We start from the raw sequence: 19,733 nt of genomic DNA on the forward strand, positions 1-19,733 counted from the left end.
CCCTCCAGCTCAGGCCGGAGGGGGGATGGTTGCTTATAAGTTAGGTGATAATTCCGACATGGGGACTAACGTATACCCTTCGTTTTGCAGATATTCGATAACCGCCGGCAGGGCGTCAATCGTATTCTGCAAGCTGCCTTTGCGTCCACCAAAGCTATGCATCAGAATAATGCCATTTGGCCGCACGGTTTCTTGGACGATCTTCAGAATCTCATCCGGCTCGGTGCCTGCCCAGTCGCGCGTGTCCACGGTCCAGCCGACCAGCTCGCGTCCGGTCTCCCGGAGCAATGCTTTGAGTGGGTCAGAGACGGCTCCGTATGGAGCGCGGAAATAACGAGTCGTCTCACCAAGCACGTCCTTAATGAGCTCGTCGCCTTTCTCGATCTCGTCGATCAGCGCCTGGCCTTCCAGCTTGGGCAGATTGGCATGTGCGTAGGTGTGATTGCCGATGGTATGGCCTTCGTCCTTCATCTGCTGCAGCACGGCAGGGTATTTCTCAATCTGCGTGCCGACCACAAAAAAGGTCGCTTTGACGCCATACTGCTTCAGAATCTCCAGCACCTGCGGCGTATACCGGATGTCCGGACCGTCGTCGAAGGTCAGCGCTACCAGCTTGCGGTCACCAGCGGCGGATTCGCCTGCAGGCGTCTCGGTTACTGGTGGCACAGGCTGCTCAGCTGCGGGCGGCTGGGTGCTGCCGGTAGTATCGGCAGGCGGGGCTTCCGCGTCGCCGCCTTCCTCAGACACCGGCGATTCCACGCTGCCGTCCGGTTCACTCGGCGGAGCTTCCGCTTCGTTGCCGGGCGACCCTTCCTCGGAGGGATCTTCGGGAACCGCAACACCGGTGCCATCTGGCCCAGCGTTCCCGGAAGGGGGGGCTGCGGGCGCCAGCTCATCGCCGGGCCCCGATGCCATGCCATCCGGCTTGGTGCCGGTGGTTGGCTGCTGAGGTACTCCCGCGCTGAGAACCGCACCGGCCAATGCCGCTTGATCGCTGGCGGCAGGCCGCTCGGTTAGCGCCGATATGGCTTCCCAGGGCAAAATCAGACTGAGCAGGTAGCAGGCGCCGACGATCGCCAGAGCCCATAGCAAGGTGTGAAGCATACAAGGGACAAACATACGTCTTGCTTGGACCAGCTTCGCGATCAATGCACTCGCCTCTTCCTCTTGATGCTGTCGAACGCTGTCAGCGCTCTTCTACATAATCAGACGAAAGACGCGCACAAAATGTTCAATAAAAATCAAGTCTTTAGCTTCTTTCTTCCGGCATCGGCAAGAAGAGCAGTGTAAAGGGCAAATTGCTGCCCGCTGACGGGCTAATCCAGATTTCTACCGTCTCTTCGCGAGCTCCTGTGCGATAGAGGACACTTGCCTCCCGGGTCGCGCTAGCCATGCCCAGATGTGTGAATCCGACGACCTCGCCGTTCACCCGGGCTGAGCCGGCATACAGTCCGCCACGCGGGTTGAAGGCAATCACAGTATGAGGCGCAACGCGGTTCAATTGAAGCTTGTACATCACGCCATAATTGCCGGAGTTGGTGGCTGCGCCGCCATGAATACCATCTATACCACGCTGAAACGGGTCAGTGGTATTGTCCGTCAGCGGCAGCCGCTGGGGGCTTTCCCCGACCGGAGCATCATAGCGGAAGACACGGTTGGCGTCTGCAAAGGTCCCGCGCACAATCGATTCCCGCGGATCGAGCCGGGGTAGCGTGTCCAACGATTGCAGGGGGTCCATGTCCTCGCCGATCAGCAGCGAGGCATATCGGATCGCGCTGTCTGTATCCACCGAACCAGTAAAGGTGATGATATCGCCTGGTGACAGCGCCTTGGCTTGGGTTAGGCTATCGAACAGCAGGACGCGTTCACCGGGCGCCAGCTGGATGCTTCCTGTGCCGCCAGCCTTTTCGGAGGCCAGATAACGCCCAAGCGACATCCGGCCGGCAATTTCGGCGTACGGCGACGGCCCGGCCAGTCCCTCACCGGTTATCCGGAGCTCCACAGGATGTATACCTGGATTCTCGGCGACCAGATAAAGCTTGGCTTTCTTATTCATACGGTTCTTGTGGTGCAGCAGGAAGCGGGTCTCGCCCTGAATCAGATCCTCATACAACACACCGTCCTCGAAGACTGATTCTGGTCCGCTGCTGCGCATTAAGGTCTGCGGCTCGGTTGTGAAGCGGTAGGGAAGAGCCTCCAATTGCAGCACTGGCAAATGGACGATCGGCATATTGCTGCCCGCAGGGGTATATCGCAGAGCGAATTCTTCCGGGGTGTAGAGCGTGTCCTCTGTAATCCGGATGATTGTGCTAAATGATGAGGATACACCGCGCTTATCAGTAACAACAAGCGTCACCGTCTGCATGCCAGGCTCGAAGAAGGCTGGCTTGTTATTGTCCCATGTGCGCTCACTGATCGGTTCGCTCTCCGCCAGGCTCTGATCGGTATATTGGACAGGCTCGCCCATCCGGTAGACTTCCTTGTCGGTACTGAAATGAGCGACTGGCGGTACATACGGAGCTTCGACAGGCTCGTCGTTCAGCTGCAAAATAATCGCTTGGCCTTCCACCCGATAACGCAAGTTTAAAGCGGAAGTCAGTGAGGTGAAGGGCACCATCAGATGATTACGGTCCGCGTAGACGGCACCGCGCAGCTCGCGAATCTCCCCGTTAACGACATAGCTTGCACTGCCGTTGCGATAGCGCAGCTCACTCCCGCGTATGGTCACTAGCGTCTCGCCGGACAGGGCATCATGGGCAATTGCACCACCTAGCCGCTCGGTCATGAAGCGAAGGCCGACATAAGAGACACCCTGGCGGACCGTTGTCGGCCGGGGTGAGGTATACAGCTGACCATTTATGTATGCTTGGTCGCTGTTCATGGTCAGAATCAACTGGTTGTCCGTATAGTCGGTGGGAGCGGAAGATGACAGCTCGGGCAAGGACTCGGCCATATCAGCAGCTTGGAGCCCTGCCTCCGGCTCGGTCTCCTCTTCTAGAACAGCCTCCTCGTAGTTGGTGTTCACCTCAGCCGGCGCGGCGTGAACGCTGCTGAGGGGCGGCGACCAGACGGCACCAGCCACCAGCGCGGCCAATGCCGTTTTGTATATCTTCTTCATGAGTATTATGTTCCTCCTATTAATATCGAAAATTAGACTGTTGAAAAGAAAGCCTACAGTTACGGATCGATCTTCCGATCGCTGTTGTCCCCAGATTTCTTGATTGATTAACCGCTTTAGCTGTTGAAATCCGGGGACAAAGGCGAACGCTTCGCTTCTCCAGATTCGATTCCGTGCCTCTCCGGCCGTTCTTCAACAGTCTGAAATATGGTGTACACTATTTCCAACTGACAACGAGCACCCCCGCCAGAATCAGGCCGGTTCCCAGCCAGCGGTTGGCAGGGATCGCCTCGCCGAGCAGCTGCCAGGCGACGAGCAGGCCGATGACATAGGCAAGGCTCTGCAGCGGATAGGCACTGCTGAGCGGCAGCCGCGAGAGTACCGCGAGCCACAATAGCGTCGCCAGCCCATAGCAGCCGATGCCTAGCAGAATCAGCGGCGAGACCATAACCTGCGTGAGGTTGTGCCAGCCCAGACCGCCGAGTTTCGTCAGTCCAAGCTTCCACACGTATTGGCCGGCCACGAGCAGCAGGATATTGAGCAGCAGCATGAAATAGGTCACGGCTGACCGACTTTCTCGCGCAGGCCTGCCTCCATCTGTGCGCATCGTTGCTCCTGGATAGCTAGCGCCTGAGTGAGCAGGATCACGCGGCGCGTCAGTGCCGATACGGCCATGGTCAGATGCAGCATAATGCACAACACGGACATGAGCCCCAGCAGATAAAGCAGCGATGGCGCGTAGTCCACGCCAAAGCGGACGGCCAGCCAGTCGAGGAGTTGGGGAAACAATGACAGGGCCATCATGACCAGACTCAGGGCGAGCCAGAGCAGGGCATATTGCTCCCGCAGCTTGCGGCTGCGAATCAAATACAGGATCACGCCGAGAAAAGCCGTACTGATCAGAAAGCTCAGCAGGAACAAATCAGGCTTCATAACGCACCCACCATTTCTCCTTGCGGGTCCGTGCGATTAAGACGGCCAGGATGACCTTGATCATGTAATAGACCGATTTGACAGCAGAGATGCTGGAGGTGCCGGCGACCCGCGCTCGCATAACGACAGGCACCTCGCGGAAGGTGAAGCGGCAGTTGTCCAGCTGTACCAATACCTCGACCTCTGGATAATCTGTTGGATAATCTGCGGCAAACATACGCAGCGCGCGCTCCCCGCAGATGCGAAAGCCGGACGTTGGATCGGTCACGGGCTTGTTGAGCAGCCGTGTCAGCAGACCAGACAATACCTCGATCCCGATTCGCCGCAGAAAGGTGGACTGGAACCCGAGCTTCTCCACGAAGCGCGAACCGACGACCATATCGCATCCCGAAGTCTGAAGCTCGTGCAGCAGGGCGGCAAAATCAGCAGGATCATGCTGGCCGTCTCCATCCATTTGGGCTGCATACTTGTAGCCGTGGACAGCGGCATAACGGTAGCCCGTCTGCACAGCGCCGCCAATGCCGAGATTGCAGCTCAGGTGCAAGACGGCTGCGCCGCCTCGCGCTGCTTCCTCGCCAGTGGCATCTGACGAGCCGTCGTTGATGACGAGGACATCAGCATACGGGATCTGGCGGCGAATATCCTCTACGACCTCCCGGATACCTTCTGCTTCATTAAAAGCAGGAACAATAATTAGAATGTCGTTACGCATGAGCCGCGCCCTCCTCCGTAGATGTATTGGCTGACCGTCCGTTGTCTCGAGTGGGTTTGAAACGCTGCCAGAGGCCGACTGCCAGCATACTTCCCAGCATGATCAGCAGCGGCATCGCCGTGAAGTTGTAGCGGAATTCCGGCACAAAGGCGAGACGGGTCAGAGAAATCGTCCCCAGCAGTACGACCAATAGCATGGCGGGCTGCCGCCAGCGGCGCAGCATCAGGAGCGCGGCTAGCGTCCCTGAGAAGACAATCACCAGGTGGACGGGTTGTCGCAGCGGGATGACTGGATACAGCGGCGAATGACCGGAGCCGAAAAACATGCGTCCGTAGGTATACTTGAGCTTGCCGATGGTATACCACTTGACGTACGTCCACGTATGCTCGGTGAAGCCGATGCGGAGCCGTTCCTTGGCAACCTCCATCTGTGTTTTGCCTTTACGATCCACCAGGCCGTCATCATAATTCTTGTCGGGATAAGTACCTGCGGCAAACGGGTTAACCTGGGTGGAGGCGACGACAACCTCTCCCAGCGTCACCACGTTGCGAATGACCCAGGGGGAGAGCACCAGCCCGGCTCCGATTAATGCAAATAAGAATAACTTTGCTGTTTCCAGCAGCTGGCGGCCCCGGATGAGTAGCAGCACGTAGCTGGCACCGATCAGCACCAGAAATTCGGGCCGAACCAGGACGGTCAGCCCCATAGCGGCTCCTGCCAGTGCGTGCAGCGTCCAGCGCTTCTGTTCAAAGGCGAGCAGCTGCAGCCACACATAGAGCAGAAGCAGCATCGCAGCCAGTGGCTCCGTGAGAATGGCTCCGTTTGCCCAGATGAAGGGCGGATAGACTGCCATAGTGGCAGCAGTCAACAAACCAGCCTGACGACCCGCCAGCCGGGCGGCAATGAGATAGCCGAGCGCGATGGAGACCAGACTGAAGCCGACCTGCAGGACACGGATGATGGGAAACGGCTCGTAAGACAACCCTTCGGCCAGCTTGTAGATGGCTGCCATGAACAACGGGTAACCTGGCGTGACTTGCGCGTTGGATGTGGTGCTCTTGTAGGCGTACACCCCTTCGTCCAGCAGTTGTCGGACCATCGCGTCATAATGGATGGTATCGTGCGATACCTTGTGGGAGGTCGAGAAGAGGAAATCGAATCTCAGGATAGTTGCGACTGCCAGGATCACCAGCAGGGTGATAGCTGTTGCTTTATTCATTCGGAATCGTGCTGCGGACTGGGAAACCATAGGGGCGTGCCTCTCTTTCTATTCTCTGTCTGTTGTCCGCAGGGAGCCTTGCGGCGCCCATGCGGAGCGATTACAGAAAGTATAGAAGAGGAAGCTTAAGGGTGAAGTGCCGGAATGCTTAACATTCTCTTAAGGAGCGCTTAATTCCGGCTTAGGCGAGGGGGAAACGGGACTCAAACACAGTTTTTTTGGTGCTGCTGGCCGCCGATACCTGGCCGCCGTGTACTTCAACAATGCTTTTCACAATAGCCAGTCCAAGACCGGTACCTCCGCTCGAACGAGAGCGGTCGCCCCGGTAGAAGCGGTCGAAGATGAACGGTATATCCCGTGCAGGGATGGGGTCACCGTAATTGATAATCTGAACGCTTGCTTCCCGGCCGTTAGTGGCAATGACAATATCGACGTAATGCCCTTGGCTACCGTACGAAATGGCATTGGCGATCAAATTCTCGAAGCTCCGAACCAGCAAATTGCCGTCTGCTTGAATGAAGATCGTATCCTCTGCCGTCTGAATCCGGCATGCCATGCCAGCCCGGTCCAGATGAGGGACGAACTCTTCGGCGAGTTGACGAAGAAACCCGACCAGATCAATGGCATCCAGCTCCAGCGGCAGACCGTTGTTAATCCGGGTATATTCAAACAAATCATCGATTAGCGTCTTCAGCTTTTGTGATTTCTCATAGGCAATGCCCACATAATGGCGCATCTCCACCTCATCCCGGTAACGGTCGTTCTCGATGACTTCCAGAAAGCCAAGAATTGAGGTGAGTGGTGTTCGAAGGTCGTGGGAGACGCCGGTAATCAGATCGTTTTTGGTCTTCTCCGCGTTGCGCTCCTCCTCAATGGAGCGGGACAAGCGGTCAGCCATTTCATTAATGTTATCGGCTACTCTGGCGAGCTCGCCGTATCCGCTATCCACCGCAATTCGTCCGTCCAGATGACCGTCGGCAATGCGGCGCAGACCCGCTGTAATCTCTTCCAGATAACTGCTGAGTCTGGCTGACATCTCATGGATACCGGCAGCTGCTTGACCCAGCTCGTCCTTGGAGCGTGTGAGCTCGCTGTTGCCCTGCAGGTCACCATTGCCGATCCGCTTGAGCGCAATCTCCACCTCGCGCAGACGCATGACTGTACGGTTGCTGAATACAAAGAACAGCACCAGAAAGAGAGCGGGCCCAAAATAGTAGATAAGCTCAGAGCCAACTTGGTTTTTTAGATAGGCAAACGGGGTGCGGAACGGCTGGAATTCAATGAGAAAATTAAAGATCAGATTGCCCATGTACAGGGTTGCTGCGGTCACGCCAGCACTCGCAAGGACATAGAACAGGAACTTCCATCGGATAGAATAAAGCCAATCTCTAGGCATGGGACCTCCTTCAGGTGTCAGGATGGATCGATTTTGTAGCCGATTCCCCAGACGGTCTTAATGTAATGCGGCTTTTGAGGGTCGCGTTCGATCTTCTCGCGGATTTTGCGGATATGTACCATGACGGTATTTTTGGATTCCATAAACGGTTCGTTCCACACATCTTGATAGATCTTGTCCATGCTGAGCACAATGCCGCGATTAAGGGCCAGCAGCTGCAGAATGGCGAACTCGCGCGGCGTCAGCTTGACCTCTTGGCCGGAGACTGTGACGGTGTGAGTCGCTACGTTGATGATCATATCGTCAATTTCAATCACGCTCGCATCCGTGGTGCGATTCCGGTTAAACGACTTGTAGCGCCGGAGATGCGACTTGACGCGGGCCATCAGCTCCAGCGGGTTGAAGGGCTTCGTTACATAATCATCGGCGCCGATGCTCAGACCCGAGATTTTGTCGATATCCTGGCTTTTGGCGGAGAGCAGAATGATCGGCACCTCGCTGTGCTCACGGACCTTGATACAGGTTTCCATCCCATCCATCTCTGGCATCATGATATCCATAATGATCAGATCCACCTCTTGCCGACTGAGCTGCTCGAGCGCTTCTCTGCCGTTAGAGGCCTTCAGCAGGTGATAACCTTCATTATTAAAATAAATTTCCATCAATTTTATAATTTCCTTTTCGTCATCGACGAGCAGGATTGTTCCCCGGTCTGCCATGTGTACCTCCTACGTACATTTACAGTAGATATATACGCCAATATAGCACAAGACGGACGTCACAGGTGCTTAAGATCTTCTTAACAAATCTTCCCGGCTTCAGGTACCGGCATGCATGCGGCAATAAAATAGATTTATATAGATATATTTACCTGTTCTGTGATAAAATTTTTGCTAGATATAGACCTAGTAAAATAGTATAAAAGGGCGGTTTCTGCATCTATCGTCCTGCTTGAATAACCTCTAGTAAAGGGTGGATCATGTGCGGAGAATAGTAAGCTTGCTGCTGTGCCTGGCTCTGGTGGCCGGCTTTATGCCGATGATTAGCGTCCAGGCGAGCGAGAGCGGCTCCAGTGTGCCGGGACTTGCCGGTGCACAGGTGATGAATAGCTGTCAGATTGTCCTTGTCTTTGACCAGGCAATCACGTATGCGGGGGGCGAGATGCTGCCGCCTTTTTTGGGTTCTGAGTCAGGGGAATTGCCTCCTCTAAGCGGAGGAGGGGCGATGCCACCAGTCATGCCTCCAATTCCAGGGGGATCGGGCGGAGCCTGTGGTCTATTGCCCGGAAGCGGTGGTCACGAAGGCATTACAGTTGCACCGCCAGGCGGGGACGCTTTGGATATTGGGGCTGTTATTCCGTTTCATTATGGCTTGATTCTGGTGCTGGAGGAGCCGCTTGGTAATCAAGAGCTACTGGACATCAGTATGGATGAAGGTGTAGTGCAATTCAGTGGCAGCGAGGCGCCGTTTGAGCTGTCTGGGTACCGGGTGATGACACCGCTTGGTATCCTCGGGCTGATGGATCGGCTGGATCCGCAGCGCAGTGGCTTCCAGGTCGGTCACGCCGTCAAATATATGAAAGGCACCGATTCGATATCAGTGGCAGGAATGGCAGGGCTCGATCAGGAGGATGCTCGGTTCCTCCTGTCGCTGATCGAGAGCGGACCGGTCGACAAGTCAGAGCTGAATTCCTTGATCAGCATCGGGGAGTCGCTGCTGGAGAGCGGTGAAGGGTACGCCCAGGCGGAGCGCGAACGGCTACAGAGCGCACTCGCGGCTGCTCGTCAGACGGAACAGGCGGCGACGGCCAGTCATCGTGAGGTACGGGCTCAGACGGTCACGTTGGAGCGGGCAACCGTAGCATTCTCTGGGAGCTTCGAAATGCTGGCGCCGCTGGCTGGGCCGGTATCCGTTGCCCCGGCTCCGGGATCGGTTCTGGCCGATGGCCGGTTTAATGAGGCAGATCGGAGTGCGCTGGGTGGAGACGCGCAGGCAACGCTTGAGGTTGTGCTGCCGGCGGCCAGCGAGAGCCGCACCGCCTACCGGGCAGGGGACCGCGTTGTGGTTACAGCCGGTCCGGGTACCGGAGCGGCTTATGTCCTGACCGAGGTAGACGCAGCTCGGCTTGCGAACGAGTCGATCACGGTTCAGGTGAATGTGTCCAACGGCTATCTGATGCTGATGCGGGTCGCAGACCGAACTGTGATCCACGAGGTGGTCGTTATGACAGGTCGCATTGCGGTGCCGGACTCCCCGGCGCGGCAGGCTGTCAACGCAATCCGCATTGATACGCTTGCCCCTGAGGTCCGCACGGACAACAGCTCGGTCGAATACACAGGGACGATTGAGGCCACTAGCAGCGAGGCGAGCGTGATCGTGCTGGTGCCTGCAGCGCAGGAAGTGAGCGGACCTGAGGCGCTCAGAGATGAGCAAGGGGCTTACTTGTATCCGGCACGAGAGGTGAATGGGGCCGGGGTGTTAGCGACGTTCGGTCCAGCGGATTGGGAGCCAGGCGAGTATAAGGTATATGGGGTTGATAGTTTCGACAACCTGTCCGAGCCCGTGTACGTCTTGGTCGGCCATCCGGACAGTCCAGTCATCCGGCTTCAAGCGGATGCCAGTCCAGATGTAGAGCTGCCAGCTTCTCCGAATCCAGAAGTACTGGCGCCATACGGGATGACCGTCGCTGAGCTCGCGGAGGAGCAGCTGGAGATTAATAACCCGTACACGATTGAAGTGTTGGATCGTGAAGGAATGCCGGTTGAAGGATCAGAGCTGCTGGCTCAGGGCATGCGTCTGCGAATCAGTGCTCCCTTCTCTGGAGAGTGGACGGATTATCATGTCCGGCTACAGGCAGTAGCAGGTACACTGCTGGAGCTGCGGGAGGGGCTTGAGCGGCTGGAGGAGATTGATGCGATCAAGCTGACCGCTGACATTGTCGAGCCGGAGGCCGAGCTGACGCTGTATGGCGATGCTGTGCTGCGGGCAACAGGCCTGGCGCCGCGCGTGCTGGAGGTCAGAACGCTGGATGTTCAGAGCTTCATGCTGACTCGCAGTGGGGTGGAGCTGGTGTTCCATACGTCAGGAGACGAAGAGCTGACGACTGCTATAACCGGTCAATTACCGGATCGAATCCAGATCAGCGGTCTGGCAGCAGAGGGTTACAGTGGAGTGGCCGGGCGCTCGCCAGAAGGGACGTTTTACTATACGCAGGATCCAACATCTGATCGCATCAACGCCTACGTCAGTACCCCTGGGGGGCTGCAGGAAGCTTGGACCGGTGCGTCCCACATTTACTTGACCCGGGATATTACGCTGCCGGACGATGAGCAAGGGCAACTGAGCCAGTCCGACCTGCTGGTGGAGCTGGCTGCCTCAGAGGAGCGGGTTCTCTCCGCCGCTGGGATTGCTGAGGGTTGGGAAGCTAATCGGGTACGGGTGGTCGTAATCGACCGTGGCTTGCCGGGGCTGTCAGCAGTAGTAAGCTCGGTGAATCTCGGCGACGGAGCAATGTACGGCTTCCGTCTGACCTTTGATGCGCCGGTGTCCAAGATTACGAGAGATAAGGGGACATCGATCATCGAGTCGATTACCCTTCGATACGAGAGTGAAGATGAAGATGAGCTTGTAAATTTCGAGGATTTCACGGTCTACTGGTTTGAAGATAATCAAACGGTGGAAATTCACAAATCTCCAGGAACCAGCCCTTTTGGCCTGTTGGGCATTGAAGTCACCTTTGCAGATGAGCTGATCGTATCTCAAGCAGGCGCGGTGTACGATACAGATGTGCCGGTCATTTACACGCTCCCTCTACCGTTGCAACCGCCATCCATGATGGAGCTTGCTCGGGAATCCATACTGGGTGACGGGATGCTCAATATTGCTGAGTATGCGTTGCTGGATGCCGGTCAAGCCACAGCTGCCATCGAGGTAGAACTGCCAGGTGGAGTCGCAGAGGGGTATGCGGCTTACCAAGCGGGGGACCAAGTTGTTGTCAGGGTATCTTGGGAAGATGCAGGATACTACGAGCTGACAGCGGCGGACATCGCGGTACTCCAGTCGGAACCACTAACCATATCGGTCGATGTCTCTGATTATCTGCTCGCCTTCGAGGAGGGCGTGGAGTGGATGGGTTACGCGAGAGCCTGGGTTGAGTCGGCGGGCTCCCACGCGGATGATTCCGATGGTTGGTATGAAGAATTAATGCTTTATGTGGACCTCAAAGCACCGACCGTGACAGGAGCGCCGGAGGAAGAGCATCCTTACCATGATCCCCTTACGGTTAGCAGTGATGAATCAGGTGCGATTGTACTGGTGCCTGGAGTTATTGAAGTTTCCAGCCTGGACGATCTCTATGCCGATGGAGCGTACCTGTACCCCTATCAGATGGTAGACGGTCGCGGAGCGTATGTCTGGTTTGAAGCTGGGGATTGGCTGGAGGCGGGCTCCTACAACCTCTTCGCAGTGGATGAAGCGGGTAATTTGTCGGTAGCTGTACCAGTGACGATAGCGGCCGCTCCTGCAGAGTTGACGGCGGAGATCGGGAATTATGTGATCGACGGTCCTTTATACTCATTTGATATTTCGTTTAATGAACCGATTCTTGAGAGCGTTCGTGGTTTGGAGAACGGGATTGTGGATCGAGTTGAGCTTCATTATGGCGAAGGTAGTGATCCTGTCATTCTAGAAGCCAGTGCATGGTCCTTATTCTGGGATAATAGCCAGACACTAAATCTCCATAACGGAGAGGGGATCCCGTGGATGGGCTTAGAGTCCGTTTCCGTCTACTTTGTCGATCATGTGTTGGTCTCCGAGGGAGGCGCGAGATATCCAGCGGGTGTGCCGCTGCACGGAATATTCAATGGACCGGGCTTCCCTGAGGAGCCAGGGCCGGATCCGGTTTATGTCATTGCAGGCGCTCCCCTGACAGAGGGTCCTAACCTCTATCATCTTCAGGTCAAATTCTCAAAACCGCTGGTGACATCCGAGAACCTGCTGAGAGAAGTAGAGGTTCACTATATCAATGGGGACCCGGTGACTTATCTCCAGGGTGAGGCGGTCTCCTTTAACAAATTGGGTGACGATGAGCCAAATCAGTCGTTTGAGCTTTCATTTCATGAGTATGTCCCTGACCTAAGAAAGGTCTCTGAAATTCTAGTGTACTTTACGGATGCGGCTCGTTCCACGGATGAGGGAGAGTTGTTCCAGAAGTATGCCGTCTATCGTCCGGTTGATATCCAGACCGCCGGGGGCAGTGAAGGGGAGCTTGCTACCATCTATCTGCCGCCATATACATCGGGATGGACGGTGCTGGACTATCTTGCCCTGCAGGGGTACGACGAGGTGGTCATCTACAGCGGCGATGAGCCGGCTGAGCGTGCCTACCCAGTAACATCGGGCATGTCGGTACGCCAAGGGGACCAACTGCTATTCGACATCGGCATCCATCGGCACATCAACGAGGCAGCGCCACTTGCAGAGGCATTCCGTAACACAACCGGCGTGGACCGAATCAAGTATGCGTTCTCTGACGAGTACTATGAGCGGCATTCTGACGGATACTTCTGGGAGCCCAATGGCCAGGAGGCGTATATCCTCCATGAGACCGACTTCCGCACTGCCGCAAATGACGGAGAGATTCAATCAATCCGACTACTTGAAGATTTGACGTTCCAGGAATCCTTTGCTTTCCCGAACCGTGAGCTGCGTTTTGAAGGAGAGCAGGTAACGTTAAGCATCCCGGGAATCGACGGCTACGATGAGGAGCTGCATGCAATTAGCGAGAGCATCACGGTTGTCGACACGAGCCTCGAGGCTCCGCCAAGAGTAGCCTATATGCCGGAGTATACGTATCTCTATCAAGGATGGTCGACTCAATTTGGTTTCACGGATGCCCTGACAGAGGAACAACAGGAGAAATGGCTGCCTCTTATTCATGAAGCGATTGTTGCAGAGCATAGGCTGGCAGACGATGATATTACGGTGGAGCTTCATCCGCAGGATGATCGGGCCGTCAGAATCGTAAACCAGACAGACCGATTTTTGGATTTCCAGGCTAGTGATGTTTATGTCAAAGCGGACTTAACCAACCCGTTCTCGCCACGCGGCAAGGTGATGTCAATGCGTCCATTATTCCCGTACATTACCTTGCTGAACAGCGGAGAGCCTGCTACCACTAGGTTTGCGATTTCGTTCAACAAGAAGCTCCATGGCACCACGTTAGGGCTCAATTCACAAGCCATATTCCAAGAGATTTCGTACTTTCAGGCTGGTCAGGGTAATGTCTCCTTGATGGACCAAATCGTTGAAGCTCAGTGGCTTCCAGACGGCGCGAACGATATGCTGCTATTGACTATTGCAGGGTTTACCTATGATGAAGAAAATCCCGTAGGTTTGACCTTCATCTTTAGGGACAATGTAATTCGAGATTTCGAGGGCTACGGCTTCCGCCCGCAACGAGAGTTCTATTATGGCCCAACGGCATAATCCATTGTCGACGAACAAAAAGCGATACCGGCTAATGCAAGCCATGGTATCGCTTTTTTGATATTGCAATCTGCGCTAACGGCCAAATAGATGCTTATTTCGGCGTTTTTGAGGGGGGTGGGTTTCTAACGGCCACAGGTGCAGTTATTTGCTCAAAAACACAGGGAACGTCGCTTCATTCAGCATAATAGCCGCATATATGGCCGTTAGAGTTTCGAAGCAGCGATTTTGGGTGAAATAGCGGCTGTGGTGGCCGTTAGAATTCGCCGCAGCTTCGACAGGCATGTTACTCCAAAGGCTGCACGTACCCAACTCGCCCCGTGGATAGGATAAGCTCCCAAGACGCGGGACGACGATTTGGTTGAAGATCCCACAATCCTTCTGACGCTGGACCAGGATCGGAGCACGATGAGGAGGGACGGCTTGTGCAAATCAAGGTATCCGTGGTATCCAGCCCCAATCCCCATCACGTCCCTTACCCTACCTATCAGTCTGCCTGCCTTCATAACTTACCTTTTCGCAGGTTGTCTTCCTGTCCGTCTACTCAATCTATAGGCTGTTCCACATCCCATCAGATGGTCATCTCAATGATGGGCGGTGTATCTCGCAGGATGAGCGCTGGAGAGGGGGGCGCAATGGAGCCGCAGTTTCTAGTTACAGGCTACTTCAACTGGCTAGGCCACAAGACGAGGCTCTTGCCATCCCGTTCCGCGCCCAGGGACAGGAGCAGCTCGGCGCCCTCGCTGTGCTCGATCGGTTCCCCGTTCCAGCGATCCACCTTCACCTTCTTCAACCCCTGCTGCAGCAACGTGCGGAACAATCGGGTCAAATCGTCCGGCGTCAGGAGTGACGCTTGGTTCGCTTCCGCCTTGCGGGGGGAAGTGGTCGAATTCCGGCGCTTAGACTGCACGCCCGAGTCGTCTCCAGCATAGGACGCCACGTCGGCAGTGGCTCTTCCCTGGGCCAGCCTGGCGGTGGAACGCCGGCCTGCAGCCTGTCCGTCCGCACTGGCGCTGGCAGGGGACGTACTATCGGAGGCAGCTCCTTTCTGAGTCGGGCTAGCGGTGGAGCCCCGCCCCACAGCCTGTCCCTCCGCACGGACGCCAGCATGGGACACCTGTCCTCCCGCACCAGTGCCAGCTCGAGAGACGGCACCAGCACCAACACCAGCGTCAGAAGCCGCATCTGCAGCCGCTTCCCGTGCTGACTTGTCCCGGCCGGGTGGTTCCTCAGCGCCACTCGACCTGCCCGGCCCCCGCATAGTAATGCGCCGCCCGTTATTCTCGATCCAGGCGACCCATTGCTCCCCTTTCAAGACGAGGTAGTTGCCGCTCTTGCGGGCATACGTTATTCCTTGCTCGGATGGCCAGTCGGCGATCAAGCCAAAGGGGTTGGCAGGATCGACGGCTGACAGCACGATCAGCTCCTCGCTGCCCAACTGCAGGGGACTGCGGATCGCGGACATGAGCTCACGGGTGGTGAACTGCATGGCCTGCTTGTCCCGAATGAACAAACCACGGGAGACGGCACCCCATTCCTCCAGCTGGCGCATCACTGGCAAGAGTTTGTCCCAGTCGAACGGGGACGCCTGGTTGACCAGCTCGCGCGTCAAGATGCCGTGGCTCTGTAGCAGGTGGTGTACCCACTGTAGCCCTGCGCCTTGCAGCCCGTCCGGGATCGTAGCGTTCCCGCGCTGACCGGCTGCGAGCTCTGCGCCTGCAAAAGGCGCCAACCCGGCAGAAGGTTGTTCCTCCGTACCTTCCTCCCATTCCTCCTCCAGCAGCGAGCCAGTCCAATACCAACGCCCCTGCCCCGTACCTTGCTTGCCCAACGAGGTGGAGCGCTTGGCTCCATGGAGCCGGAGCGGAGCAAACTGATCGCCAGCCACATGTCCCTCCCACGCCAGCTCGAGAAGCTGATCCAGCAGCTCTGATGGGGGCAGGTTCATCTCCCGGCTGAGCCTCGTGATGAAGCTGGCACCCAGCCGCTTTACTCGCTGCAGCAGCTCCGGGTGCTTGCTGTTCTCCGGGTCGGGGAGCTGCTGCAGATATGGCGCATAGAGTGCCTTGGATTCGGCGAGGAAGAAGGCCACCTTGCCTTCCATCTCGGTCCCTTCCTTGCGGCCAATCCAGATGACCTCGCCAGAGGCGCACAGTAAATCCAGCATGTCTTTGCGATAATCCAGCAGCCGGGCGGGCAGGATGAGCGATTCCCAGTGCGACAGCGGCAGGAAGAAGCCCTGCAGCTGCTCCAGGACGGCTCTCAGGCCTTCACTCCCGCTCAGCCGGGTGCTCTGGGTTGCATGCTGCATGAGGGCCATCTGCCCACACCAGCGCTCGGGGCTGGCGGCTTCGCCTTGACGCCGCGCCGCTTGGATCGAGAGCCGTACGACACGCGAGGCGACCTTGCGGCTGCTCCACAGCCGTTCTTCCGGATGGGAGGCGAAGGGGGCTTGCTCGATTTTGTCCTGCCGCAGCAGCTCGTCGATGACTTGAACTGTCTCGTCGGCAGAGAGAGAAGGGTAGCGGGATTGCAGTTGCTCGTCCGTGAAGGACATCTGATACTCCGCATACCTACCTGCTACAAGGGCGACAGATGCCGGGGTTTCCGGAAACTGCTCGTACAGCTCCAGCTCGTCGCTGCACACCCAGCGCTCCGCCTCGCCGAACCTCCGGTGCACGGCGAGTCCGCTCCTCTCCAGCTCTTCCAGCCAGCCAGCAGCCTCGTCGCCAGCCAGCTGGACTAACTCGGCCAGGCTAGCATCTCCTCGTCGCTTGAGCAAACCGAGTAGTTCGCCAGCATCTCGGGGCAGCTGTGCAGGCTCCGCCAGTCGCTGCTGCTCCTGCTCCACAACTGCCGGGTCCAAGGCTTGGTGAAGGGTCTCCTGGCCAAACAACCGGCTGGCCCATTCCTTGCTCACTTGCATCAGCTGCAGCTGAACCGACGGGTCCAGTCCGTCGCCTTCGTACAGTTGCATATTGGCGTAATCCTCAACGAACCGGGCAGCCATAGGAGAAGGGCGGCGAGTTGCCACGACCTCAATGGCAATTTCCCTGCTCTGAATGCGTGTCAGCTGGGTCTTGAGCGTGTCCTGGTCGAGGTAGGTATGCAGGCATTCCTGCATCGCTTCCTGCAGATAAGGAAATTGCTCCGCATAGGGCAGTGACTCCTTCAGCAGCTCTTCGCTGCGCAGCCGCTTCTGCCACATCGGCGTGCGCGTGAAGCTGCGGGAGAGCAGCAGCGAAGTCTCGGCGATGCGACGGAAGGCAATCGCCAGCAGGGGAGACCCCGGCACAGCGCTCAACAGCAGTTCTTCCAGCGTGTCCGGCGTGACCTGCCAGATCAACTGCAGCCAAGAGCTGTCCCATTCCGGCAGCACGAACTCGATACCGCTGTCCTTGGCATTGCCATAGATGCGGTAGGGCAGGACTTGCTGGAGCTGCCGCTCCAGTGCTAGCTGCCACGTCCGGTTGACCCTGCGGCCCCAATGGTTGTGCAGGATCACATGCGTCTTGCCTTGGAGGTCCTGATAGTGTTCGACCACCAGCACCGTATCGGTCGGCAGCGGCGTAGCGGCGGTCTGTGCATGAATCAGATCGATCAGGCGCTGTCCGGACTGGGCATCCATACCATAGGCGTCTTCCAGCCACTCCAAGGTCTCCTCGGGCATGCCGGTGCCCTCGGGCTCCTCGTCAAGCCGTTTACCCAGCTCATTTAAGAAGCGGCCCAGGGTCTCACCGAGTGTAAAAGAGCGGCCGCCTGCTTCATTGCGCCAGAAGGGGATTTCGCTAAAACTGTTGGCCGTCTCCGCCACATAGACGCGATCCTTGCGAATTTCACGAATCATCCAGGAGCTGGTACCAAGCTGGAACACATCCCCTACCCGGCTCTCATGAACAAACTCTTCATCGAGCTCCCCCAGATGTGCCCGGCTATCTGCATGATGAACCGGATAGCCTGAGCTCTGGGGAATGGTGCCCGCACCAGTGAGGGCCGCCATCGTCGTACCGCGAAGCTTGGTTAGACGTCCATGCTCACGGTCCCACTGCAGGAGCGGCCGCGCGAAGGGATAGAACCCTGCCAACACCTGCAGCATGGCTTCCAGTCGAGCACGAGGCAGACTGCGAAAGCTGTCGCTCCCTGCAACAAGCCGGTGCAGATCATCCAGCGCCCAATCGTCCATCGCCACCAGAGCCACGCTTTGCTGGGAGAGGACATCAATGGGGTCTCTGACTACTGTAATCGGATCAATATCGCGCTCCCGGATCATGCGGGTCAGGACAGCTGCCTCTGGCAGCACGCCCGGATGACGCACCAGCAGGTAACCGCGGCTGGGGGCGCCTACCTGGTGCCCGGCACGCCCGATGCGTTGGATGCCTGAGGCCGCGCTAAGCGGCGAATCAACCTGGATAACGAGGTCGATATGACCGACATCAATGCCCAGCTCCAGCGAGGAGGTAGCAACCAGTGCGCGCAGCTGGCCATTCTTGAGCTGCTGCTCAACCTCCAGCCGCCGCTCGCGGGCCAGACTGCCATGATGAGACCGGGCCATCTCGTAGCCGACATAGTCATTGAGCCGCAGCGTTAACCGTTCGCACAGCCTGCGGCTGACGGTGAAGATCAGCACCGAGCGGCAGCCCTCCATCAACTGGAGGATGCGGTCCAGGAGCGGGAACCAAACGGACTCACGGGTGGTGAGTGCCAGGCTCTGATCCGGCATGGTCACCTTGACCTCCAGCGCTTTTTCCATCGGGCTCTCTATAATCGCAACGGGTCGCGGCTGGTAGCCGAGCGGATGACGAAAGGCCGTCTGCTCTTCATCTAACCCAGATGGGCTCATCACATCTGAAGCACTTCCGGTTGTCGCTATATCCGTTGCTGAGGCGGCAGGCTCCCAGCCTCCCAGAAAACGGGCGACCCGAGAGAGCGGCCTCTGGGTAGCGGATACGCCAATCCGCTGGATAGATCGGCCGCAGGCATGGACAAGCCGCTCCAGGGTTAGCGAAAGATGGCTGCCGCGCTTGTCAGGGGCCAGATCATGGATCTCGTCCACGATGAGCTGCTCGGTCGTTCGCAGCATCTCGCGTCCCTTCTCAGAGGTCAGCAGAATGTAGAGCGACTCCGGTGTCGTCACGAGCACATCCGGCGGCTGCCGCAGCATGGCTGCCCGCTGGCTGCTCTTGGTGTCTCCGGTCCGCACCGCGCTGCGCAGACCCGGCCAGGAGGAGCCGCTTGCCGATGCAGCCTCATCGATAGCCTTAACGAAATCTTCGATATGATGGTGGATATCGTTGTTAAGCGCCTTGAGCGGCGTGACATAGATGACGCGAACTCCGCTATTAGCCGACGATTCTCCGGCCAGCTTGGCCTGCACAATCCGATCGAGACAGGGGAGCAGCGCGGCAAGCGTCTTACCCGAGCCTGTGGGGGCTGCAATCAGTGTATGACGGCCTGCGCGAATGGCCTGCCAGGCATCCACCTGGACCGGTGTGGGCTGGCCGAATGCGCCCTTAAACCAGGCAGCCAGCACGGGATGAAATGAGTTAAGCGGGGAGCGGGGGACAGGAGCCATAACTTACCTCCTCCAAGCATCATATAATATTTCAGATTATTGAAAAACGGCCGAAGAGGCACGGAATCGAATCTGGTCAACGCTTTCTGCAAGAAAGCGACTTCGGAAGCATACACTGTCCCCGGATTGTGGGCCGCTAGAGCGGTTAACAATCAAGAAATCTGGGGACAACAGCGATCGTAAGATCGATCCGTGACTGTGGGCATTCTTTTTTCAACAGCCTGAATACCTATTATCAATTCCTAAAGAAGCCGTTTCACCTTGAATCCTTACTCCTACTATTGTAGCCCTCCGGCT

At 57.1% G+C, this 19,733-nt stretch carries 10 protein-coding genes; 1 reads left to right on the forward strand and 9 read right to left on the reverse strand.

Going from position 1 to position 19,733, the window contains the following annotated elements:
• Positions 1 to 33 precede the first annotated feature (33 nt).
• The 8 genes from F556_RS37200 to F556_RS0118495 all read right to left on the reverse strand — a co-directional run bounded on the left by F556_RS37200 (position 34) and on the right by F556_RS0118495 (position 8,097).
• Complete coding sequence (locus F556_RS37200) at positions 34 to 1,104, reverse strand: polysaccharide deacetylase family protein (RefSeq protein WP_211222610.1); 1,071 nt, start codon at positions 1,102 to 1,104, stop codon at positions 34 to 36.
• Positions 1,105 to 1,249: 145 nt separating this feature from the next.
• The gene (locus F556_RS0118465; protein ID WP_020618472.1) at positions 1,250 to 3,118 is read right to left on the reverse strand and encodes a stalk domain-containing protein; all 1,869 of its coding nucleotides are present in this window, start codon (positions 3,116 to 3,118) and stop codon (positions 1,250 to 1,252) included.
• A 217-nt stretch (positions 3,119 to 3,335) separates the two neighbouring features.
• The gene (locus F556_RS0118470) at positions 3,336 to 3,725 is read right to left on the reverse strand and encodes an EamA family transporter (protein WP_157272813.1); all 390 of its coding nucleotides are present in this window, start codon (positions 3,723 to 3,725) and stop codon (positions 3,336 to 3,338) included.
• Entirely contained in the window at positions 3,677 to 4,051 is a 375-nt protein-coding gene (locus F556_RS0118475) for a DUF2304 domain-containing protein (RefSeq protein WP_020618474.1), read from the reverse strand. Before F556_RS0118475 ends, F556_RS0118470 begins: the two co-directional genes overlap by 49 nt.
• Complete coding sequence (locus F556_RS0118480; RefSeq protein WP_020618475.1) at positions 4,041 to 4,763, reverse strand: glycosyltransferase family 2 protein; 723 nt, start codon at positions 4,761 to 4,763, stop codon at positions 4,041 to 4,043. Before F556_RS0118480 ends, F556_RS0118475 begins: the two co-directional genes overlap by 11 nt.
• Positions 4,756 to 5,982, reverse strand: a complete 1,227-nt coding sequence (locus F556_RS0118485) for an ArnT family glycosyltransferase (protein ID WP_063824388.1) — start codon at positions 5,980 to 5,982, stop codon at positions 4,756 to 4,758. The genes F556_RS0118480 and F556_RS0118485 overlap by 8 nt, the downstream gene beginning before the upstream one ends.
• A gap of 181 nt (positions 5,983 to 6,163) precedes the next feature.
• The gene (locus F556_RS0118490; RefSeq protein WP_020618477.1) at positions 6,164 to 7,378 is read right to left on the reverse strand and encodes a sensor histidine kinase; all 1,215 of its coding nucleotides are present in this window, start codon (positions 7,376 to 7,378) and stop codon (positions 6,164 to 6,166) included.
• Positions 7,379 to 7,395: 17 nt separating this feature from the next.
• Positions 7,396 to 8,097, reverse strand: a complete 702-nt coding sequence (locus F556_RS0118495; protein ID WP_020618478.1) for a response regulator transcription factor — start codon at positions 8,095 to 8,097, stop codon at positions 7,396 to 7,398.
• A gap of 262 nt (positions 8,098 to 8,359) precedes the next feature.
• Between F556_RS0118495 and F556_RS0118500 the strand changes: the two genes are divergently transcribed.
• Positions 8,360 to 13,864 carry a hypothetical protein gene (locus tag F556_RS0118500; RefSeq protein ID WP_157272814.1) on the forward strand — a complete coding sequence of 1,835 codons (5,505 nt, stop codon included), beginning with the start codon at positions 8,360 to 8,362 and terminating at the stop codon, positions 13,862 to 13,864.
• Between the two features lie 661 nt (positions 13,865 to 14,525).
• On the opposite strand, the gene F556_RS0118505 is transcribed toward F556_RS0118500, so the two are convergent.
• A complete protein-coding gene (locus tag F556_RS0118505) occupies positions 14,526 to 19,436 on the reverse strand; it encodes a DEAD/DEAH box helicase (protein WP_020618480.1) in 4,911 nt (1,636 codons plus the stop codon).
• Positions 19,437 to 19,733: the final 297 nt, after the last annotated feature.

Origin of the sequence: Paenibacillus daejeonensis DSM 15491 (assembly GCF_000378385.1) — a bacterium.
Classification (GTDB): domain Bacteria; phylum Bacillota; class Bacilli; order Paenibacillales; family Paenibacillaceae; genus Paenibacillus_D; species Paenibacillus_D daejeonensis.